This window comes from Streptomyces sp. NPDC037013 (assembly GCF_055607265.1).
On the sequence record NZ_JBVJRV010000009.1, the window covers coordinates 17,083 to 36,955 of the forward strand.

20 protein-coding genes are annotated in these 19,873 nt (G+C 70.8%); 9 read left to right on the top strand and 11 right to left on the bottom strand.

The window, feature by feature from the left end; all coding sequences use genetic code 11:
- Positions 1-736 precede the first annotated feature (736 nt).
- On the top strand, positions 737-1,951 hold the full coding sequence (gene serB / locus ACZ7DY_RS30620; protein ID WP_471140980.1) for a phosphoserine phosphatase SerB: 1,215 nt from the start codon (positions 737-739) through the stop codon (positions 1,949-1,951).
- An 81-nt stretch (positions 1,952-2,032) separates the two neighbouring features.
- On the opposite strand, the gene ACZ7DY_RS30625 is transcribed toward serB, so the two are convergent.
- The 4 genes from ACZ7DY_RS30625 to ACZ7DY_RS30640 form a co-directional block, all read right to left on the bottom strand.
- On the bottom strand, positions 2,033-2,551 hold the full coding sequence (locus tag ACZ7DY_RS30625) for a SixA phosphatase family protein (RefSeq protein ID WP_471140983.1): 519 nt from the start codon (positions 2,549-2,551) through the stop codon (positions 2,033-2,035).
- A gap of 88 nt (positions 2,552-2,639) precedes the next feature.
- Positions 2,640-2,855, bottom strand: coding sequence for a hypothetical protein (locus tag ACZ7DY_RS30630; RefSeq protein WP_471140986.1), 216 nt, complete (start codon positions 2,853-2,855; stop codon positions 2,640-2,642).
- A gap of 200 nt (positions 2,856-3,055) precedes the next feature.
- Positions 3,056-3,172, bottom strand: a complete 117-nt coding sequence (locus ACZ7DY_RS30635; protein ID WP_358712790.1) for an SGM_5486 family transporter-associated protein — start codon at positions 3,170-3,172, stop codon at positions 3,056-3,058.
- Positions 3,173-3,283: 111 nt separating this feature from the next.
- Positions 3,284-4,588, bottom strand: coding sequence for a CynX/NimT family MFS transporter (locus tag ACZ7DY_RS30640; RefSeq protein ID WP_471140989.1), 1,305 nt, complete (start codon positions 4,586-4,588; stop codon positions 3,284-3,286).
- Between the two features lie 82 nt (positions 4,589-4,670).
- Here ACZ7DY_RS30640 and ACZ7DY_RS30645 point away from each other — a divergent pair, with 82 nt between their 5' ends.
- Positions 4,671-5,357: a FadR/GntR family transcriptional regulator gene (locus tag ACZ7DY_RS30645; RefSeq protein WP_471140991.1), complete on the top strand. Its 687-nt coding sequence runs from the start codon at positions 4,671-4,673 to the stop codon at positions 5,355-5,357.
- Here the strand turns inward: ACZ7DY_RS30645 and ACZ7DY_RS30650 are convergent.
- The 3 genes from ACZ7DY_RS30650 to fabG all read right to left on the bottom strand — a co-directional run bounded on the left by ACZ7DY_RS30650 (position 5,341) and on the right by fabG (position 7,289).
- Positions 5,341-5,661 (bottom strand): hypothetical protein, encoded by a 321-nt coding sequence (locus ACZ7DY_RS30650; RefSeq protein ID WP_471140994.1) that lies wholly within the window; start codon positions 5,659-5,661, stop codon positions 5,341-5,343. The genes ACZ7DY_RS30645 and ACZ7DY_RS30650 overlap by 17 nt on opposite strands.
- 142 nt (positions 5,662-5,803) lie before the next feature.
- Positions 5,804-6,565 (bottom strand): enoyl-ACP reductase FabI, encoded by a 762-nt coding sequence (gene fabI, locus ACZ7DY_RS30655; protein WP_471140997.1) that lies wholly within the window; start codon positions 6,563-6,565, stop codon positions 5,804-5,806.
- A gap of 4 nt (positions 6,566-6,569) precedes the next feature.
- Positions 6,570-7,289, bottom strand: a complete 720-nt coding sequence (fabG, locus tag ACZ7DY_RS30660; protein WP_471140999.1) for a 3-oxoacyl-[acyl-carrier-protein] reductase — start codon at positions 7,287-7,289, stop codon at positions 6,570-6,572.
- A gap of 146 nt (positions 7,290-7,435) precedes the next feature.
- Here fabG and ACZ7DY_RS30665 point away from each other — a divergent pair, with 146 nt between their 5' ends.
- Genes ACZ7DY_RS30665 through tyrS form a run of 3 tightly spaced genes read left to right on the top strand, consistent with a single transcriptional unit; the run spans position 7,436 to position 11,720 of the window.
- Positions 7,436-8,998 carry a TldD/PmbA family protein gene (locus ACZ7DY_RS30665; protein ID WP_471141001.1) on the top strand — a complete coding sequence of 521 codons (1,563 nt, stop codon included), beginning with the start codon at positions 7,436-7,438 and terminating at the stop codon, positions 8,996-8,998.
- Positions 8,995-10,395, top strand: a complete 1,401-nt coding sequence (locus tag ACZ7DY_RS30670) for a metallopeptidase TldD-related protein (RefSeq protein WP_471141004.1) — start codon at positions 8,995-8,997, stop codon at positions 10,393-10,395. The genes ACZ7DY_RS30665 and ACZ7DY_RS30670 overlap by 4 nt, the downstream gene beginning before the upstream one ends.
- Before the next feature lie 56 nt (positions 10,396-10,451).
- Positions 10,452-11,720 carry a tyrosine--tRNA ligase gene (tyrS, locus tag ACZ7DY_RS30675; RefSeq protein WP_471141006.1) on the top strand — a complete coding sequence of 423 codons (1,269 nt, stop codon included), beginning with the start codon at positions 10,452-10,454 and terminating at the stop codon, positions 11,718-11,720.
- 64 nt (positions 11,721-11,784) lie between these two features.
- Here tyrS and ACZ7DY_RS30680 read toward each other — a convergent pair whose 3' ends face one another.
- Positions 11,785-12,060, bottom strand: coding sequence for a GlsB/YeaQ/YmgE family stress response membrane protein (locus tag ACZ7DY_RS30680; RefSeq protein WP_389712489.1), 276 nt, complete (start codon positions 12,058-12,060; stop codon positions 11,785-11,787).
- Between the two features lie 224 nt (positions 12,061-12,284).
- Between ACZ7DY_RS30680 and ACZ7DY_RS30685 the strand changes: the two genes are divergently transcribed.
- On the top strand, positions 12,285-12,671 hold the full coding sequence (locus ACZ7DY_RS30685; protein ID WP_471141008.1) for a DUF3099 domain-containing protein: 387 nt from the start codon (positions 12,285-12,287) through the stop codon (positions 12,669-12,671).
- Between the two features lie 188 nt (positions 12,672-12,859).
- Complete coding sequence (locus tag ACZ7DY_RS30690) at positions 12,860-13,096, top strand: hypothetical protein (RefSeq protein WP_471141010.1); 237 nt, start codon at positions 12,860-12,862, stop codon at positions 13,094-13,096.
- Here the strand turns inward: ACZ7DY_RS30690 and moaA are convergent.
- From moaA to ACZ7DY_RS30705, 3 genes are all read right to left on the bottom strand, one after another.
- On the bottom strand, positions 13,093-14,100 hold the full coding sequence (gene moaA / locus ACZ7DY_RS30695; protein ID WP_471141013.1) for a GTP 3',8-cyclase MoaA: 1,008 nt from the start codon (positions 14,098-14,100) through the stop codon (positions 13,093-13,095). The two genes, ACZ7DY_RS30690 and moaA, sit on opposite strands and share 4 nt — an antisense overlap.
- A gap of 158 nt (positions 14,101-14,258) precedes the next feature.
- Complete coding sequence (locus ACZ7DY_RS30700; RefSeq protein ID WP_471141016.1) at positions 14,259-15,896, bottom strand: solute symporter family protein; 1,638 nt, start codon at positions 15,894-15,896, stop codon at positions 14,259-14,261.
- On the bottom strand, positions 15,893-16,300 hold the full coding sequence (locus ACZ7DY_RS30705; protein ID WP_471141019.1) for a DUF485 domain-containing protein: 408 nt from the start codon (positions 16,298-16,300) through the stop codon (positions 15,893-15,895). The genes ACZ7DY_RS30700 and ACZ7DY_RS30705 overlap by 4 nt, the downstream gene beginning before the upstream one ends.
- Before the next feature lie 355 nt (positions 16,301-16,655).
- On the opposite strand from ACZ7DY_RS30705, the gene ACZ7DY_RS30710 reads away from it, so the two are divergent.
- Complete coding sequence (locus ACZ7DY_RS30710) at positions 16,656-18,203, top strand: S8 family peptidase (RefSeq protein WP_471141020.1); 1,548 nt, start codon at positions 16,656-16,658, stop codon at positions 18,201-18,203.
- Positions 18,204-18,217: 14 nt separating this feature from the next.
- Positions 18,218-19,783, top strand: a complete 1,566-nt coding sequence (locus ACZ7DY_RS30715; protein WP_471141023.1) for a S8 family serine peptidase — start codon at positions 18,218-18,220, stop codon at positions 19,781-19,783.
- The last annotated feature ends 90 nt before the right edge of the window (positions 19,784-19,873 follow it).

Here is a 19,873-nt window from a genome sequence, read left to right on the forward strand (position 1 = left end):
GCGCGAGTGCGCTACGGGGAGATGGGAGCGGGGCTGCGCTACGGGGCAGACAGGTCGAGCGAGAGCCGAACGGACGGACGGGCAGCGACAAGGCGGGCGAGGGACGGGCAGGCGCACGGCCAAGCGAGAACCCAGCGGGCGAAAGCTGAGAGCCGGACAGGCGAACCAGGAGCCCGGAGAGCGGCGGGCGAACTCTGCCGGGAGCGTCTGCGGCACACTCTGCGGCGGCGTGAGCGGCTGCCTGAGGCTGGCTTCCTCCCGCGTCCGCCGTGTGCGGGCAAGCCAGGAGCCCAATAGGCGAGAACCAAGAGCCCGGCGGGCGAAAGACGGCCAGACAGGCGAGAGACGGACGGCCAAGCAGAAACCCGGCGGGCGAAAGCCGAGAGCCGGATCGGCGAGCGGGGAGGCCGGCGCGCGCGACCGAGGAGCCAGAGAGGCGAGAGCCAGGAGCCGGGCGGCGTGAACCGGAGGGGGCAGGTGAGAGCCGGGAGCCTGGGGAGCGAAGCCGGAGAGCTAGGCGAGCGAGGCCGGCGAGCACGGCCAGCGCGGCCGACGAGCACAGCGGGTGAGGCCCAGCAGCACGGCCCGTCAGGCCCGGGACCTCGGCGAGTGAGGGCCAGGTTGTGGGGAGGGGGGCGTCGTGAAGTGGTGCGAGGGGGTGAGCTGCGGGTGGGGTGTCCGGTACGCGGACCGGGGCCGCGGCCGTGCCGGGAGGGCGGATACCGTAGGGATCACCATGAGTGCTTCGCAGCCCCCTCAGCCCGCCGACATCCCGACGCTCCTCGTCAAGATCTTCGGCAAGGACCGCCCCGGTATCACCGCCGGTCTCTTCGACACCCTCGCCGCCTACTCCGTCGACGTCGTCGACATCGAGCAGGTCGTCACCCGCGGCCGGATCGTGCTGTGCGCGCTCGTGACCGAGCCGCCCGCCGGCCTGGAGGGCGACCTGCGCGCCACCGTCCACAGCTGGGCGGAGTCCATGAAGATGCAGGCCGAGATCATCTCGGGCATCGGCGACAACCGGCCGCGAGGTCTCGGGCGTTCGCTGGTGACCGTCCTCGGCCACCCCCTGACCTCGGAGTCGACTGCCGCCATCGCCGCCCGTATAACGGCCACCGGCGGCAACATCGACCGCATCTTCCGGCTCGCCAAGTACCCGGTCACCGCCGTGGAGTTCGCGGTCTCCGGCACCGAGACCGAGACGCTGCGCACCGCCCTGGCCGTGGAGGCATCGAAGCTCGGCGTCGACGTCGCGGTCGTCGCGGCGGGCCTGCACCGCCGCGCCCAGCGGCTGGTCGTCATGGACGTCGACTCGACGCTCATCCAGGACGAGGTCATCGAGCTCTTCGCCGCGCACGCCGGCTGCGAGGCCGAGGTCGCCGGGGTGACCGCGGCCGCGATGCGCGGCGAGCTGGACTTCGAGCAGTCGCTGCACGCCCGCGTGAAGCTGCTCGCCGGGCTCGACGCGTCGGTCGTCGACAAGGTCCGCTCCGAGGTACGGCTCACGCCGGGCGCCCGCACCCTCATCCGCACCCTGAAGCGGCTCGGCTACCAAGTGGGCGTCGTCTCGGGCGGGTTCACCCAGGTCACCGATGATCTGAAGGAACGTCTCGGCCTCGACTTCGCCCAGGCCAACACCCTGGAGATCGTCGACGGCAAGCTCACCGGCAAGGTGACCGGGGAGATCGTCGACCGCGCGGGCAAGGCACGGCTGCTGGGCCGGTTCGCCACCGAGGCGGGGGTCCCCCTGGAGCAGACCGTCGCGATCGGCGACGGCGCGAACGACCTGGACATGCTGAACGCGGCGGGGCTCGGTGTCGCCTTCAACGCCAAGCCCGTGGTCCGCGAGGCCGCGCACACCGCGGTGAACGTCCCCTTCCTCGACACCGTCCTCTACCTCCTCGGCATCACCCGCGAAGAGGTCGAGGCGGCGGACATGCACCTGGACTGAGCCCGCCGCACCCGGCGCACACGTCGAGGGGCCCGGCACCACCGCGGTGCCGGGCCCCTGCACGATGGGTGGGGAGCCGGGCTACTCGGAGGGTGCCCAGTAGTCGACGAGGGTGGCCACGCCGGGCTCGAGCGCCTTCCACGAGCCGGAGTACGTCAGGACGGCGAAGGCCGCGGTCGGGAAGCCCCGGCGGCTCAGCCGATCTCTGGCGTCGCCCTCGAAGCTCCCGGCGAGGACGTCCGTCAGGCCCTGGACCCCGGGGTTGTGACCGATGAGGACGAGGTTCTGCACGTCGTCCGGGGTCTCGTTGAGCACGGCGATCAGTTCACCCGGAGAGGCCTCGTACAGCCGCTCCTCGTAGACGGTCTTCGGGCGCTGCGGCAGCTCTTGGACGGCGAGCTTCCAGGTCTCGCGGGTCCGGGTCGCCGTCGAGCAGAGGGCTTGGTCGAAGGGGATGCCGCTGTCGGCCAGCTTGCGTCCGGCGACGGGGGCGTCCCGGCGGCCTCGCTCGGCGAGCGGCCGCTCGTGGTCGGAAACCTGCGGCCAGTCGGCCTTCGCATGCCGGAAGAGGACAATCCTGCGGGGTTCTGCGACGCTCATGCGTCCCAGCTTCGCATGAAAGGCGGCACGGGGCGCAGGGAGTTGGTGCGCTCTGCCGACAGGAGTGACGGCTTGGGTGCCGAGGGGCTCACGAGGCCGTGCGCAGGAGCATCGTCTGTATGCGCTCCCAGAGGTTCGTCACGAGCGGTTCGCCGGCGGCGGCGTGTGCGTCCACGGGGTTCAGGATGAGCAGGAGCAGGGCCGCGAAGGCGATGGCGGGCAGGGCGATGGCCCACCACGGGAGCTGGATCTCCACGCTGCCCGACTCCGCCGGGTCGCGTCGGGTGTGCGGTCGGGCCGACATGCCGCCTCCGTGGTCTTCGAGTGGTCCGTGCCGCGTCTTCGCGGCCACATCTCGAAGTTAGGCGATCGGCGCCCCTCAACCCATCCGGAGATCCACCCACTTGACCCTGACACTGACCCCCTAGGGGATGGGGGTGCTAGCCCCACCACGCGAACCCGGATCGAACGGGTTTCAGGTCACCGTAGAGCGCGGGCGTCAGGTCACGGTGAGGCGATGGAGGCGATGATGCCGATGATCACGGTGATGGCCAGCATCGCGCCGAGCACGACGAGCAGCTTCTTCTGGCCGTTCTGGGGGTTCGGGTCGAGGACGGGCATACGGCCAGTCTCGCACCCTTTGCCCGCCCCCCTGCCGCCGGGGTCGAACCAGGTCGAACCCTCCGGCGGCCCCCGTCCGTCCGCGCCCGTCCGCTGCGTCCGCCCGCCGCGTCAGGCCGCCTGCGCCTTGGCCGCCACCTCGTCCTCGACCGTGCGGTCGCGGCCCGCCAGGGTGCCGATGACGATCTGCGGCACCATCAGGCCCGCCATGAGCGCGATCGGCAGGCCCCAGCCGCCGCTGTGCTGGTAGAGCACGCCCACCAGGAGGGGCCCCGGGATCGAGATCAGGTAGCCGGTGCTCTGCGCGAAGGCCGACAGCTTGGCCACCCCCACGCTGCTCTTGGCCCGCATGCCGACCATCGTCAGGGCGAGCGGGAAGGCGCAGTTGGAGATGCCGAGGAGCAGCGCCCAGGCCCAGGCGCCGCCGGCGGGGGCGAGGTAGAGGCCCGCGTAGCCGGCGAGGCCGCAGGCGCCGAGGAAGATCACTACGGGGCCCTGGTTGGGCAGGCGCGTGGCGACCCGGGGGATGACGAACGCGAGGGGCACACCCATGGCCATGGTGACGGCGAGCAGCACGCCCGCCTCGGAGGCGGGGACGCCGGCGTCGCGGAAGATCTGCGGCATCCAGCCCATCGTGACGTAGGCGGCGGTCGCCTGGAGGCCGAAGAAGACGGCGAGCGCCCAGGCGGTGCGGCTGTGGGTGATGCGCAGGCCGGCGTCCTCCTGCCGCACGGTGGGGCTGATGTGCTCCGGGGCGGCGTCGGAGACCGGCCCCCGCTCACGGACGAGCGGGATCCAGGGCACGACGGCGACGACGGCGAGGATCGCCCAGACGGCGAGTCCGGTCTGCCAGCGGCCGCCCAGCGCGTCGGTCATGGGGACCGTGAGGGCGGCGGCGAGCGAGGTGCCGAGTGCGAGCGCCATCGAGTACAGGCCGGTCATCGAGCCGACCCGGTCGGGGAACCAGCGCTTGACGATGACGGGCATCAGGACGTTGCTGACCGCGATGCCCATGAGGGCGAGCGCGGTGGCGGCGAGGAAGCCCGCGGTCCCGCCGATGAAGGGCCGGATGACCAGGCCCGCCGCGATGGCGGCCATGCCGACGCAGACGACGGCGCTCGGACCGAAGCGCCGGGCGAAGCGGGGTGCCATCACGCCGAAGATCGCGAAGCAGAGCGGCGGTACGGAGGTGAGCAGTCCGGCGAGGGTGCCGCTCATGCCGAGGCCGTCGCGGACCTCTTCGAGGAGGGCGCCCAGGCTGGTGATGGCCGGGCGCAGGTTCATGGCGGCGAGGACGATGCCGACGATGACGAGGCGCGTCGCCCACGCGCGCGTGGGGGGCTGTTTCGCCGCGCTGCGGGTGGGTGCGGGGGATGTCGCCGTCGGGGTCATGGTGCCGGTTTCCTCACTAGCCATGGGTCCATCATAGAATCATGGGATGATTGGCTGTCCAATCAGAACGTGTCACACGTCGGCCCGCCCCGCACGAAGGAACGTCATGCCGCTGACCACTCCTCGCCGTTCGGCACTCTCCGAACAGGTCATCTCCGAGCTGCGCACCCAGATCTCCTCGGGCGAGTGGCCGGTCGGCTCCCGCATCCCCACCGAGCCGGAGCTGGTGGAGCAGCTCGGCGTGGCCAGGAACACGGTCCGGGAGGCCGTGCGCGCCCTCGCGCACAACGGGCTGCTCGACATCCGGCAGGGCTCGGGCACGTACGTGGTGGCGACGAGCGAGCTCGCGGGCGTGATGCAGCGCAGGTTCGCCGACGCGGATCCCCGGCACATCGCCGAGCTGCGCAGCACCCTGGAGTCGAGCGCCGCAAGGCTCGCCGCGGAGCGCCGCGGCGAGCGCGATCTGAAGCAGCTCGACGCCCTGCTCGCGCGCCGCGAGGAGGTCTGGGCGTCGGGGGACGCAGAGGCGTTCGTGACGGCCGACGCGACGTTCCACATGGCCGTGGTCGCCGCGTCGCACAACGACGTCATGACGGCGCTCTACGCGGACCTCGGCGAGGTCCTGCGGGACTGGCTGCGCGAGGACATCGGCGAGGAGCTGACCCCGGAGTCCCACATGGACCACGCCCGGCTCGTCGAGGCCATCCGGGCGGGCGACGCGGAGGCCGCCGCCACGGAGGCGGCCGGCTATCCCTTCATGTGCCGCCCGGAGCGGTTCACTTCTGGTGGCTGACCCAGACCGAGCGGACCTCTTTCCAGCACCGGGCGGTCAGCCGGACCGTCATCGCGGGTCCCGCCGCCACGGGGCGGGAGTCGCTGTCGATGTCCCACCACCGGTCGCACTCCACGTGCAGACGGACCCGGTCGGTCTCGGGGTAGGGGTTGTGGCAGTACACGACGACGGAGGTCCCGGCCACGCCGGTACGGCACTCCGAGCCGAAGGGCCGGGGCTTCTTCTCGGCCGCCACGCGCGCGTGGGCCGATCCCTGTGGCGCGGCGCTCGGCGCGGCGGCCACCAGGGCGAGGGCCACGAGCACCGCACCGACTGGACGCACACTCCAGAGTGCCCGCCACTCCCCCGCCACCGCCCGGCCCGAGAGCCGAACGGGTGAGGCCCCGCCTCCCGCGCAGCGCGGGGGACGGGGCCTCGAAGACGTACTCGCGTACGGGTGGGTGCCGTCAGGCGCCCATCATGTGCACGCCGCCGTCGACGTGGATGATCTCGCCGGTGGTCTTCGGGAAGAAGTCCGAGAGCAGCGCGACGATGCCGCGGCCCGCGGGCTCCGGGTCACCCATGTCCCACGACAGCGGGGAGCGGGTGTTCCAGACGTCCGCGAGCTCGCCGAAGCCCGGGATGGACTTGGCGGCCATGGAGCCGAGCGGACCCGCCGAGATCAGGTTGCAGCGGACGTTCTCCTTGCCCAGGTCACGGGCGAGGTAGCGGCTGGTGGCCTCGAGCGCGGCCTTGGCCGGGCCCATCCAGTCGTACTTGGGCCAGGCGTACTGCGCGTCGAAGGTGAGGCCGACGACCGAGGCGCCGTCCTCGAACAGCGGGCGGCAGGCCATGGTGAGCGACTTCAGCGAGAACGCCGAGACGTGCATCGCCGTGGAGACGTCCTCGAAGGTGGCCTCCAGGAAGTTGAAGGCGCCCTGCGGCGCGAAGCCGATGGAGTGCACGATGCCGTCGAGGCCGCCGAGCTCCTCCTTCACGACGCCCGCGAGGCGGTCCAGGTGCTCCTGGTTGGTCACGTCGAGCTCGATGACCTTGGCGGGCTTGGGGAGCTTCTTGGCGATGCGCTCGGTGAGGGTGGGCCGCGGGAACGCGGTGAGGATGACCTCGGCGCCCTGCTCCTGGGCGACCTTGGCCGCGTGGAAGGCGATGGAGGCCTCCGTCAGCACACCGGTGACGAGGATGCGCTTGCCGTCGAGAATTCCGCTCATGTGATCAGTGACCCATGCCCAATCCGCCGTCAACGGGGATGACGGCTCCAGTGATGTACGAGGCGTCGTCGGACGCGAGGAACTTGACCGCGGCGGCGATCTCGTCGGGCTGCGCGTAACGGCCGAGCGGCACCTGCGAGACGATGCTCTCGCGCTGCTCGTCCGTCAGCACCTTGGTCATGTCGGTGTCGACGAAACCGGGCGCGACGACGTTGAAGGTGAGGTTGCGCGACCCCAGCTCGCGGGCGAGGGAGCGCGCGAAGCCGATCAGGCCCGCCTTCGAGGCGGAGTAGTTGGCCTGGCCGGCGCCGCCCGCGAGGCCGACGACCGAGGAGATGAGGACGACGCGGCCCTTCTTGGCGCGCAGCATGCCGCGGTTGGCGCGCTTGACGACGCGGAAGGTGCCGGTGAGGTTGGTGTCGAGGACGGACGTGAAGTCCTCCTCGCTCATGCGCATCAGGAGCTGGTCCTTGGTGATGCCCGCGTTGGCGACCAGGACCTCGACGTTCCCGTGCTTCTCCTCGATCTCCTTGTAGGCCTGCTCCACCTGCTCCGCGTCGGTGATGTCGCACTTGACGGCGAGGACACCGGCGTCGGTGAGGGCCTGCGGCGGCTCACCCGAGCGGTAGGTGATCGCGACCTTGTCGCCGGCGTCGGCGAAGGCGCGGGCGATGGCGAGGCCGATGCCCCGGTTTCCTCCGGTGACGAGAACCGAGCGGCTCAACGGATCACCCTTTCGATAGCTGTCTGGTACCTCGAAAACCTATCGGTACCTTCTGCGATACGGAGAATCGGCGACCGACAGTGGCGTGCGGGCCCCGCTGTCGGATCCCTACAGAAAGCTCTGGCCACCGGGGTGCGCGGCGCGACATGATCGGACCGACCGGTGCCGACAGCAGGGAGACATCCGTGCCTCATTCCATCGATGAAGCCTTCACGGCGCTGCCGCTGCGGGCTCTCGCCGACGCCGCGCTCGCCCGCGCGCGGGCGCTCGGCGCGGACCACGCGGACTTCCGCCTGGAGCGGGTCCGCAGCGCCTCCTGGCAGCTGCGGGACGCCAGGCCGGCGGGCACGTCCGACGCCACGGACCTGGGGTACGCGGTCCGGGTGGTGCACGGCGGCACCTGGGGTTTCGCCTCGGGGGTCGACAAGACCATGGACGCGGCGGCGAAGGTGGCCTCCCGGGCGGTGGCGATGGCGAAGCTGTCCGCGCAGGTCATCAAGGCCGCCGGGTCGGACGAGCGGGTGGAGCTCGCGGACGAGCCGGTGCACGCGGACCGCACCTGGGTCTCCTCGTACGAGATCGATCCGTTCTCCGTGCCGGACGAGGAGAAGGCGGGGCTGCTCGCCGAGTGGAGCGCGCGGCTGCTCGCCGCGGACGGCGTCGCGCACGTGGACGCCTCGCTGCTCACCGTGCACGAGAACAAGTTCTACGCGGACACGGCGGGCACGGTGACCACGCAGCAGCGGGTGCGGCTGCACCCGCAGCTGACCGCGGTGGCCGTCGACGAGTCCAGCGGCGAGTTCGACTCGATGCGCACGATCGCGCCGCCGGTCGGCCGCGGCTGGGAGTACCTCACCGGGACCGGCTGGGACTGGGAGGGCGAACTCTCGCGGATTCCCGAGCAGTTGGCCGAGAAGATGCGGGCGCCGAGCGTCCGGGCGGGCTCGTACGACCTCGTCGTCGACCCCTCCAACCTCTGGCTGACCATCCACGAGTCGATCGGCCACGCCACCGAGCTCGACCGTGCGCTCGGCTACGAGGCGGCGTACGCGGGGACGTCCTTCGCCACCTTCGACCAGCTCGGTGAGCTCGCGTACGGCTCGTCGCTGATGAACGTGACGGGCGACCGCACCGCCGAGCACGGACTTGCGACCATCGGCTATGACGACGAAGGCGTGGCCGCCCAGTCCTGGGACCTGGTCAAGGACGGCACGCTCGTCGGCTACCAGCTGGACCGGCGCATCGCGAGGCTCACCGGCTTCGAGCGCTCCAACGGCTGCGCGTACGCGGACTCCCCCGGCCACGTACCGGTGCAGCGCATGGCGAACGTGTCGCTCCAGCCGGACCCCGCCGGTCTTTCCACGGAGGACCTCATCGCGGGCGTCGACCGCGGCATCTACGTGGTCGGGGACCGCTCGTGGTCCATCGACATGCAGCGGTACAACTTCCAGTTCACCGGGCAGCGCTTCTACAAGATCGAGAACGGGCGTCTCGCCGGGCAGCTGCGCGACGTCGCCTATCAGGCGACCACCACCGACTTCTGGGGGTCGATGGCGGCCGTCGGCGGTCCGCAGACGTATGTCCTCGGCGGTGCCTTCAACTGTGGCAAGGCCCAGCCCGGCCAGACCGCCTCCGTCTCGCACGGCTGCCCGTCCGCCCTGTTCCGGGGCGTGAACATTCTGAACACCACGCAGGAGGCCGGTCGATGAGCCCGTCGATTCGCATGTCCAAGCCGCACGAGATCGTCGAGCGCGCCCTGGAGCTGTCCACCGCCGACGGCTGCGTCGTGATCGCCGACGAGGAGTCGACGGCCAACCTGCGCTGGGCGGGCAACGCGCTGACCACCAACGGCGTCACCCGCGGCCGTACCCTCACCGTCATCGCGACCGTCGACGGCAAGGAGGGCACCGCCTCCGGTGTCGTGACGCGCTCGGCCGTGACCGCCGACGACCTGGAGCCGCTGGTACGGGCCGCCGAGCAGGCCGCGCGCGGCGCGGGCCCCGCCGAGGACGCGCAGCCGCTGGTGACCGGCACCGCCGCCTCCCCCGGCTTCACCGAGGGGCCCGAGGAGACCTCGTCGGAGGTCTTCGCCCGGTTCGCGCCGGCGCTCGGCGAGGCCTTCGCGCGGGCCCGGGCGGGCGGCCGCGAGCTGTACGGCTTCGCCAACCACGAGTTCGTGACCAGCTACGTCGGTACGTCGACGGGGCTCAGGCTCCGCCACGACCAGCCCAACGGCACGCTCGAACTCAACGCCAAGTCACCGGACCGCACCCGGTCGGCGTGGGCGGGGCGGGCCACCCGCGACTTCACGGACGTCGACCCGGCCGCGCTCGACGCGGAGCTCGAAGAGCGCCTCGGGTGGGCGCGGCGCCGGATCGACCTGCCCGCCGGGCGGTACGAGACGCTGCTGCCGCCGACCGCCGTCGCGGACCTGCTGATCTACCAGATCTGGTCGTCCTCGGCGCGCGACGCCGCCGAGGGCCGCACGGTGTTCTCCAAGCCGGGCGGCGCCACACGGCTCGGCGAGCGGATCGCCGACCTGCCGCTGACGCTGCGCAGCGACCCGCACGAGCCGGGCCTGGAATCGGCGCCGTTCGTGCTCGCGCACGCCTCGGGCGGCGACGCGTCCGTCTTCGACAACGGCCTTCCGCTGACCGCCACCGAGTGGATCCGCGCCGGTGAGCTGGCTCACCTCACCACCAGTCGGCACAGCGCGGAGCTGACCGGGCTGCCGGTGACGCCGGCCATCGACAACCTCGTCCTGGACGGCGGCGGCGACCGCTCCCTGGCCGAGATGGTCGCGGCCACCGAGCGCGGACTGCTGCTGACCTGCCTCTGGTACATCCGCGAGGTGGACCCGGCGACGCTGCTGCTCACCGGCCTGACCAGGGACGGCGTCTACCTCGTCGAGAACGGCGAGGTGGTGGGCGAGGTGAACAACTTCCGGTTCAACGAGTCGCCCGTCGACCTGCTCGGCCGGGCCGTCGAGGCGGGCCGTACGGAGAGGACGCTGCCGCGCGAGTGGGGCGACTACTTCACCCGGGCCGCCATGCCCGCGCTGCGCGTCCCCGATTTCAACATGAGTTCGGTCAGCCAGGGCGTATAACCTCGGACCCTGCACGTACGTGCACTGTGTAGGCACACCCAAGGAGACACGAGACCGTGACGGACATCGTCGACGAGCTGAAGTGGCGGGGACTTTTCTCCCTGTCCACCGATGAAGACGCACTGCGCAAGGCGCTCGCGGACGGTCCCGTCACGTTCTATTGCGGCTTCGACCCGACCGCGGCGAGCCTGCACGTCGGGCATCTGGTGCAGGTCCTCACCGTCCGCCGGCTCCAGCAGGCGGGCCACCGTCCGCTGGCGCTGGTCGGCGGGGCCACCGGCCAGATCGGTGACCCGCGGCCGACGGCCGAGCGCACCCTGAACGATCCGGAGACGGTCGCCAAGTGGGTGGCCCGGCTGCGTTCGCAGATCGAGCCGTTCCTCTCCTTCGAGGGCGAGAACGCCGCGACGATGGTCAACAACCTCGACTGGACCGCGGGCCTGTCCGCGATCGAGTTCCTGCGGGACATCGGCAAGCACTTCCGCGTCAACAAGATGCTCACGAAGGACTCCGTGGCCCGGCGCCTCGAGTCCCAGGAGGGCATCTCCTACACGGAGTTCAGCTACCAGCTCCTGCAGGGCATGGACTTCCTGGAGCTCTACCGCAGGTACGGCTGCACGCTCCAGCAGGGCGGCTCCGACCAGTGGGGCAACCTCACGGCCGGCATCGACCTGATCCACCGCCTGGAGCCGGACGCCACGGTCCACGCCCTGGCGACGCCGCTGATGGTCAAGGCGGACGGCACCAAGTTCGGCAAGACCGAGGGCGGCGCCGTCTGGCTCGACCCGGAGATGACGACGCCGTACGCGTTCTACCAGTTCTGGCTGAACGTGGACGACCGGGACATCTCGACGTACATGCGGATCCTGTCCTTCAAGTCCCGCGAGGAGCTGGAGGAGATCGAGAAGCAGACCGAGGAGCGCCCACAGGCCCGCGCCGCGCAGCGCGCGCTCGCCGAGGAGCTGACCACGCTGGTGCACGGCGCGGAGCAGTGCGCCGCGGTCATCGCCGCGTCGAAGGCCCTGTTCGGCCAGGGGGACCTCGCCGATCTCGACGAGGCGACGCTGGCCGCGGCCCTCTCCGAGCTGCCGCGCGTCGAGGTCGCCGAGCTGGGCCCGGTCGTGGACCTGTTCGCCGAGGTCGGCCTGGTGGCGAGCAAGTCCGCCGCCCGGCGCACGGTCAAGGAGGGCGGCGCCTACGTGAACAACGTGAAGGTCGCCGCCGAGGACGCCGTCCCCGACCGCGCGGAGCTGCTGCACGGCCGGTGGCTGGTGCTGCGCCGCGGCAAGAAGAACCTGGCCGCGGTCGAGGTCACGGCGGGCTGACCCGCGGCGCCCCGCGCGCATGCCGGGAGGGCCGGTCCGTCGTGGACCGGCCCTCCCGGTACGGCTAGGCCGTTCGTCTGTTGCCCCGGATCATCTTGTACGCCGCGTCGCCCAGGCCGACCACGACGACCGCGGCCACCAGTTGCAGCGCGTGGCGGCCCCAGTCGATGCCCTTGGTCTCGTTGATGCCGAACTGCGTGGCGAGCCAGTTGCCCAGCACGGCTCCGATGATTCCGAACACCGTGGTCAGCCAGAGCGGACTGTGCTGCTTACCGGGCAGGATCGCCTTGGCAATCAGCCCCAGCACGAATCCCACGATGATCGCCCACAACCAGCCCATAGCTGCCTCCTCGTAGCTCTCCATGAGCGTTACGGATCAGTCTCGTCCCGTCCGCCATACGGCGCATGTCGGGCACCCCCATACGTGGTCCGGCGCAGGAAGGGCACCGCGACGAGGCCTGCCCCGGTCTCGTGGGTGGCGCAGCCGCGGCGTAACGTTGAGCTGGTCGGACCGGGGCAGTCGTCAGGGAGAGTCCGGCACAGCGGACAGGGCGGTGGAATGTGATGCGGAAGCAGAGCAGCGGCCAGGTCTTCCGGATCACGGGGGCGCGGCAGGGGCTTGCGGAGGACGTCCGGGGCAGACAGCGCCGGTATGTGATCTCCATGTCGGTCCGCACCGTCTCGGTCGTGGCCGCCGCGGTGCTGTGGAACGTCGAACGGCACGTCGCGCTCGTCGCTCTGGTGCTCGGGATCCTCCTGCCGTACGTCTCGGTCGTGATCGCCAACGCCGGCCGGGAGACCGCTCCGTCGCTGCCGTCGACGTTCGTGCCCACTCCTTCTCGGCCAATGCTGGCGCCGCCCGCCGCGGCCGCCACCGCGGAATCCGTCCCGGAAGATCCCCTGGGGCGTGCGTACGACCAGCGGTGGGACGCGGCGCGCGAGAAAAGCTGACCGTCGACGTTGCGCCAAGCTCAAGAAAAGCTCAGATCAATCATGTAGTTCCGGTGCCGGTCACCGGGTCCTCCGTGACATACTTCGTACGCGCTCCGCATCCCCCGTCGGAGCGACAGACCGACGCCGGGCAGCTCCCCCCGTGGCTGCTCGGCGTCGCCTTGTTGTGAACGGTTTTGGACGCGACGGTGAGTGACGACATTCCGATCTGTTCCGCCAAGGGCTGCCGCGTCGACGCGGTCTGGGTGCTCGCCTGGAACAACCCCAAGATCCATGCCCCGGAGCGGCGCAAGACGTGGCTCGCGTGTGCGGAGCACCGCGAGCACCTCTCCCAGTTCCTCGGTGTGCGCGGCATGTTGAAGGATGTCGTGCCGCTGGCCGAGTGGCAGGCGCGCGAGTCCGGATCGGGCCCCGGCGAGGGCTAGCCCCCGATCGCCGACATCGGGCGCTCCGGCTGCAGGAACGACGGGTCGTCCAGGCCGGATCCGGCCTTCTTGCCCCACATGGCGAGCTTCCAGATGCGGGCGATGGCCTCGTCCGAGCCGTCCGTGCTGTCCTCGGGGGCCGCGCGCAGCGCCCCGCGCAGGTCGGTCTCCTCGGTGGCGAACAGGCAGGTCCGCACCTGGCCGTCGGCGGTCAGCCGGGTCCGGTCGCAGGCCGAGCAGAACGGGCGGGTGACGGAGGCGATGACGCCGACGCGGTGCGGCCCGCCGTCGACGATCCAGCGCTCCGCGGGCGCCGAGCCGCGCTCCCCCGAGCCTTCCTCGGTGAGTTCGAAGCGGGTGCGCAGCGATTGCAGGATGTCACCTGCGGTGATCATGCCGTCGCGCTTCCAGCCGTGCTGGGCGTCGAGCGGCATCTGCTCGATGAAGCGCAGCTCGTAGTCGTTCTCGACGGCCCAGGCGAGGAGGTCGGGGGCCTCGTCGTCATTGAGCCCCGGCATCAGGACGGTGTTGACCTTGACCGGGGTGAGGCCGGCGTCGCGGGCAGCTTCGAGGCCCTCGATGACGTCCTTGTGGCGGTCACGGCGGGTGAGTGTCTTGAAGACGTCGGGGCGCAGGGTGTCCAGGGAGACGTTGACCCGGTCGAGGCCGGCGGCCTTGAGGGCCGCGGCGGTGCGCTTGAGGCCGATGCCGTTGGTCGTCAGGGACATCTTGGGGCGGGGCTCCAGCCGGGCGCAGCGCTCGACGATGCCGACGAGTCCGGGGCGCAGGAGCGGCTCGCCGCCGGTGAAGCGGACCTCGGTGATGCCGAGCTGCGTGACGGCGATGCGCACGAGGCGGACGATCTCGTCGTCGGTGAGCAGGTCGGGCTTTGCCAGCCACTGCAGGCCTTCTTCCGGCATGCAGTACGTGCAGCGCAGATTGCAGCGATCGGTCAGTGATACGCGCAGGTCAGTGGCTACACGGCCATACGTGTCGATGAGCACTGCGGCCCCTCCCCGGCGGTTGGTGCTGATGTTCCGACTGCTTTCGACCTTACGCCAGACCTCTGACAACGCCATGGGCCATTTGCCACGAGGAACGGTGCGGCCGCGTCGTAGGACTCTACGACGCGGCTGCTACAACCGTGTGAACAATGGCCCGATCAGTGGGCTCCGACGCCGGTGAGGGACTTCACCTCGAGCTCGGCGTACTTGCCCTTGTCGGGCTCTTCCTTGGAGAGGAGCGAGCCGAGCCAGCCGAGCAGGAAGCCCAGCGGGATGGAGATCAGGCCCGGGTTCTCCAGCGGGAAGAAGTCGAAGTTCGCGTCGGGGAACATCGAGCTCGGCTTGCCGGAGACGACCGGCGAGAACAGCACCAGGCCGACCGCGGCGACCAGGCCCCCGTAGATGGACCAGAGCGCGCCCTGCGTGGTGAACCTCTTCCAGAACAGGCTGTAGAGGATCGTCGGCAGGTTGGCCGATGCGGCGACCGCGAAGGCGAGGGCGACCAGACCCGCGACGTTCAGGTCGCGGGCGAGGGCGCCGAGGGCGATGGAGACGACGCCGATGAAGACGGTCGCCCAGCGGGCGGCCTTCATCTCCTCCTTCTCGGTGGCCTTGCCCTTGCGGATGACGTTGGCGTAGATGTCGTGCGCGAACGAGGACGACGAGGCGAGGGTCAGCCCCGCGACGACCGCGAGGATCGTGGCGAAGGCGACCGCGGAGATCACCGCGAGCAGGATCGCGCCGCCGGTGGAGTCGCCACCGCCGCCGATCTCCATGGCGGTGAGCGGTGCCGCCGTGTTGCCGGCCTTGTTCGAGGCGATGATCTCGCCTGGCTTGAGCAGGGCGGCGGCGCCGAAGCCGAGGACGATCGTCATCAGGTAGAAGGCGCCGATGATGCCGATCGCCCAGTTCACGGACTTACGGGCGGCCTTGGCGGTGGGCACCGTGTAGAAGCGGATCAGGATGTGCGGCAGCCCCGCGGTGCCCAGGACGAGGGCGATGCCGAGCGAGATGAAGTCCAGCTTGGAGGTGCCGGAGGCGCCGTACTTGAGGCCGGGCTCCAGGAACTTCGAGCCGTGGCCGCTGTTGGAGGCGGCGGTGCCGAGCAGGTCGGAGACGTTGAAGTGGAACTTCAGGAGGATCAGGAAGGTGATGAGGATGGTGCCCGTGATGAGCAGGACGGCCTTCACCATCTGCACCCAGGTGGTGCCCTTCATGCCGCCGATGGTGACGTAGACGATCATCAGGACGCCGACGAGGGCGACGATGAGGATCTTGCCCGCGTCGCTGGTGATGCCGAGCAGCAGGGAGACCAGGACGCCCGCGCCGGCCATCTGCGCGAGCAGGTAGAAGATGGAGACGACGATGGTGGAGGTGCCCGCGGCGGTGCGGACCGGGCGCTGGCGCATGCGGTAGGCGAGGACGTCGCCCATCGTGTAGCGGCCGGAGTTGCGCAGCGGTTCGGCGACCAGGAGGAGCGCCACGAGCCAGGCGACCAGGAAGCCGATGGAGTAGAGGAAGCCGTCGTATCCGAAGAGGGCGATGGCGCCGGCGATGCCGAGGAAGGACGCGGCGGACATGTAGTCGCCGGAGATCGCCAGGCCGTTCTGGAAGCCGGTGAACTGGCGGCCGCCCGCGTAGAAGTCGGCGGCGCTCTTGGTCTGCCGGCCGGCCCAGACGGTGATGCAGAGGGTCGCGACGACGAAGGCCGCGAAGAGGCTGATGATCAGCGTCCGGTGCTCGGATGCGTCGGACGCCGCCGCCAGTTCGATGACGGCGGGGTGCGCGGGGCTCATGCGTCGCCCTCCTGGCGGGTCTGCGGACGGGTCTGGCGGGTCTCCATGGCGGCCTTGATCGCCTCGGACTTGGGGTCGAGCTGCGCCGCGGCGTGGCGCGAGTAGAACCAGGCGATGAGGAACGTGGTCAGGAACTGCCCGAGGCCGAGGACCAGGGCGACGTTGATGTTGCCGAAAAGCTGGGTGCCCATGAAGTCGCCCGCGTAGTTGGAGAGCAGGACGTACACGAGGTACCAGGCGATGAAGGCGATGGTGAGCGGGAAGGCGAACGAGCGGTGCGAGCGGCGCAGTTCACCGAAGTCCGCGCTCTCCTGCACCTGGATGAACTCCTCCGTGGAGGGCGCGTGGGGAGCGGGTTCTTTTCCTGCGCCACCCTTCGAAGGGGGCGGTGCGTCGGTGGCCACGGAGTCTCCTCGTGGTGCGGGTGGGGTGGGGACGGACAGTTGTTCCATGGGTTCTTGGGCCTCGCATCCGAAAGTGACGCGGATCACGTGAGCCACGGATGGCGATGCTAAGGCCACGGGACGTGATCCGACAGGGGGTTGATGTTGCTTCCGTTCTCTGCTCAACGTCCCGGCGGGGCGGGCGACGTGGGCGAACTCCCCTGTTTCTTCGGCAAGTCATTGATGGCCTGGGAGTTTCCGGGTTAGCTTCACCCTGAACCACCCGTCATGTACCTGCCCGAGCACCAGTCGTGTTCGGGCAGTTCCGTATGCGATTCCGTGTGCGGTTCCCGTCTCCGGATGATGTGGAGATCCCATGGCTCATCTGCGTTCCAGACGTCGTATGGCGCTCACCGTGCCGCTCGGCCTCGCCCTCGCCGCCTCGGTCGGCTTCGTGCCCGGCGCCGCCACCGCGGCCCCCGGCCGGTCGCCCGCCCCGGTGTCCGTGCAGACCGCGGAGGACGCCCCCGTCTTCGCGTACGTCGTCAACACCCGTACGGACCGCAAGACGATCGCGTACGTCAAGAAGGCGATAGCCAGGGCCGGCGGCTCCGTCGTCGTCACGCACGAGAAGATCGGCGTCATCGTCGTGCACTCGGCGGATCCGGAGTTCGGCGCGCGGATACGGGACGTCCGCGGGGTGCACTCCGCGGGCGCGACCCACACGACGCCGCTGAAGGCGGCGGGCACCACCGACGACGGCCCGGCGAAACTGCTGGGCAAGGCCGCGGCCGACTCCCTGAAGCGGCAGGCCGCTCCGGGCGCCGAGCCGATGGAAGCCGACCAGTGGGACCTGCGGACGATCGGCGCCGACAAGGCGGCGAAGATCAACCCGGGCAGCAGGAAGGTCACCGTCGCCGTGATCGACACCGGCGTCGACGACACCCACCCCGACCTCGCCCCCAACTTCTCGGCCGGGCAGTCCGCGAGCTGCGTCGGCGGCAAGGCGGACACCTCGGCCGGCGCCTGGCGTCCGGCGAAGAAGGACCACTACCACGGCACGCACGTGGCGGGCACGATCGCCGCCGCGCGCAACGGCGTCGGCGTGGCGGGCGTGGCGCCCGGCGTGAAGATCGCGGGCATCAAGGTGGCCGACCCGGTCGACGAGCTGTTCTACCCGGAGAACGTGGTCTGCGCGTTCGTGTTCGCCGCCGAGCACAGCGTCGAGATCACCAACAACAGCTACTACGTGGACCCGTGGCTGTACAACTGCAAGGACGACCCGGACCAGAAGGCGATCCTCGACGCGGTCAACCGCGCCCAGCTGTACGCCCAGAAGAAGGGCACCCTCAACGTCGCGTCGGCCGGCAACTCCAACCACGACCTGGACTCCGACGCGATCGTCGACACCTCGAGCCCCGACGACGGCACCCCGGTCACCCGCACCATCGACCCGCACGAGTGCCTCGACGTGCCCACCCAGCTGCCGGGCGTCGTCACCACCAGCGCGACGGGCGTGCGGAACCTCAAGTCGTCCTACTCCAGCTACGGCAAGGGCGTCGTCGACGTGACGGCCCCGGGCGGCGACAAGTACCAGCTGCCGACCGACACCCCGTCGAAGAACGGCAACATCCTCTCCACCATGCCGGGCGGCGAGTACGGCTGGCTGCGCGGCACCTCGATGGCCGCCCCGCACGCCGCGGGCGTCGCCGCGCTCATCAAGTCGACGCACCCCGGGGCGGACCCCGCCGAGCTGCGGCGGCTCCTGAAGAAGCAGGCCGACCGGCTCGACTGCCCCTCCGGACCGTACGACCCCGACGGTGACGGTGACGTGGACGCGGTCTGCCGGAGCGACGGCCACCACCGGAACGGGTTCTACGGCAGCGGACTCGTCGACGCGCTCGACGCCGTGAAGAAGAAGTGAGAGGGAGACACCACATGACCAGCTCCCGCACCACGGCCGCCGCCCTCCTCCGCTCGCGCCGCGCGCTCGCCCTGCCGCTCGGCGGCGCGATGGTCTGCGCCGTCGCCTTCCTGCCGGGGACGGCGTCCGCGCGTCCCGCCGCCGTGCCGGACGCCCCGGCCTCGGCCTCCGCGTCCGTCGCCGACGGCGCCTCGATGAGTTACGTCGTGAACGTCCGGCCCGGCAAGGGCAGTTCGGCCCGCGTCAAGAAGGCCATCGCCAAGGCCGGCGGTGACGTCGTCATCGCGTACGACAGGATCGGCGTCATCGTCGTCCACTCGGCCGACCCCGACTTCGCGCAAACGATCCGGCGGGTCAAGGGCGTCGACTCGGCGGGCGCGACCCGCACCGCGCCCCTGTCGGCGCAGGCCGACGACGCCCTGGAGTCGGAGCGTCCGCTGACCGCCGCCGAGGCGAAGGCCGCGGCGGGCAAGGCCTCGGCCGGCCAGGACGAGCTGGAGCCCCTCCAGTGGGACCTGCCCGCCATGAAGGCGGACAAGGCCCACGAGATCTCGCTGGGCAGCCGCCGGGTCACGGTCGGCGTGCTCGACTCCGGCGTCGACGACACGCATCCCGACATCGCGCCGAACTTCGACCGCGAGGCGTCCGCGAGCTGCCTGGGCGGCGTGCCCGTCCAGAAGGACAGCGCGTGGCGTCCGGTGGCCAAGGAGAGCGACCACGGCATGCACGTGGCGGGCACGATCGCCGCCGCGAAGAACGGCACCGGCGTCACGGGCGTGGCGCCCGGCGTGAAGGTGGCGAGCCTGAAGGTCGCCGAGCCCAAGACCGGCATGTACTACACGGAGGCCGTGGTCTGCGGCTTCGTGTGGGCGGCCGACCACGGCGTCGACGTCACCAACAGCAGCTACTACACCGACCCGTGGCTGTTCAACTGCACGACCGACGACGATCAGAAGGCCCTGGTCGACGCGGTCGGCCGGGCGACCCGGTACGCCGAGCGCAAGGGCACGGTGAACGTCGCGGCCGCGGGCAACGCAAGGACCGACCTCGCCCAGGACGAGATCCTCGACGACTCCAGCCCCGACGACACCACTCCGGTACCGCGGACCATCAGGACCAAGGACTGCTTCGACCTTCCGTCGCAGCTGCCCGGCGTCGTCACGGTCTCGGCCACGGGCGCCAAGGGGATCAAGGCGTCGTACTCGAACTACGGCAAGGGCGTCGTGGACATCGCGGCCCCGGGCGGCGACTCCACCAAGTTCCAGCCGCCGCGGCCGCCGGCCGTGGACGGCCGGATCCTGTCGACGCTGCCGGGCGGCAAGTTCGGCTACAAGGCCGGCACGTCGATGGCGTCGCCGCACGTCGCGGGTGTGGCCGCGCTGCTGAAGTCGGCGCATCCGCACGCCTCCGCGGCGCGCGTCAAGGCGCTGCTCTACCGCCAGGCGGACGCGATGGCGTGCACCGACCCGTACGACATCGACGGTGACGGCAAGGTCGACGCGGTCTGCGAGGGCGGCCGGAACGACAACGGCTTCTACGGCGCGGGCATGGCCGACGCGCTGGACGCCGTGCGCAAGTAGCCCCGGAGCGCAAGTAGCCCGGGACCGCGGGGAGTCGGGCCGGGCGGCCATGGGTCGCCCGGCCCTTCGCCGTCCGTCGCCGAGCGGGGT

Bases quoted from the DNA above. Each gene is read 5' to 3' on its own strand.
- ACZ7DY_RS30670 (WP_471141004.1), top strand. From the start codon at position 8,995: ATGAGCCCGTCGATTCGCATGTCCAAGCCGCACGAGATCGTCGAGCGC.
- serB (WP_471140980.1), top strand. From the start codon at position 737: ATGAGTGCTTCGCAGCCCCCTCAGCCCGCCGACATCCCGACGCTCCTC.
- ACZ7DY_RS30640 (WP_471140989.1), bottom strand. From the start codon at position 4,588: ATGGCTAGTGAGGAAACCGGCACCATGACCCCGACGGCGACATCCCCC.
- ACZ7DY_RS30635 (WP_358712790.1), bottom strand. From the start codon at position 3,172: ATGCCCGTCCTCGACCCGAACCCCCAGAACGGCCAGAAGAAGCTGCTC.
- ACZ7DY_RS30715 (WP_471141023.1), top strand. From the start codon at position 18,218: ATGACCAGCTCCCGCACCACGGCCGCCGCCCTCCTCCGCTCGCGCCGC.
- ACZ7DY_RS30645 (WP_471140991.1), top strand. From the start codon at position 4,671: ATGCCGCTGACCACTCCTCGCCGTTCGGCACTCTCCGAACAGGTCATC.
- ACZ7DY_RS30665 (WP_471141001.1), top strand. From the start codon at position 7,436: ATGATCGGACCGACCGGTGCCGACAGCAGGGAGACATCCGTGCCTCAT.
- fabI (WP_471140997.1), bottom strand. From the start codon at position 6,565: ATGAGCGGAATTCTCGACGGCAAGCGCATCCTCGTCACCGGTGTGCTG.
- ACZ7DY_RS30630 (WP_471140986.1), bottom strand. From the start codon at position 2,855: ATGTCGGCCCGACCGCACACCCGACGCGACCCGGCGGAGTCGGGCAGC.
- ACZ7DY_RS30625 (WP_471140983.1), bottom strand. From the start codon at position 2,551: ATGAGCGTCGCAGAACCCCGCAGGATTGTCCTCTTCCGGCATGCGAAG.
- ACZ7DY_RS30710 (WP_471141020.1), top strand. From the start codon at position 16,656: ATGGCTCATCTGCGTTCCAGACGTCGTATGGCGCTCACCGTGCCGCTC.
- ACZ7DY_RS30685 (WP_471141008.1), top strand. From the start codon at position 12,285: ATGCGGAAGCAGAGCAGCGGCCAGGTCTTCCGGATCACGGGGGCGCGG.
- ACZ7DY_RS30680 (WP_389712489.1), bottom strand. From the start codon at position 12,060: ATGGGCTGGTTGTGGGCGATCATCGTGGGATTCGTGCTGGGGCTGATT.
- ACZ7DY_RS30700 (WP_471141016.1), bottom strand. From the start codon at position 15,896: ATGAGCCCCGCGCACCCCGCCGTCATCGAACTGGCGGCGGCGTCCGAC.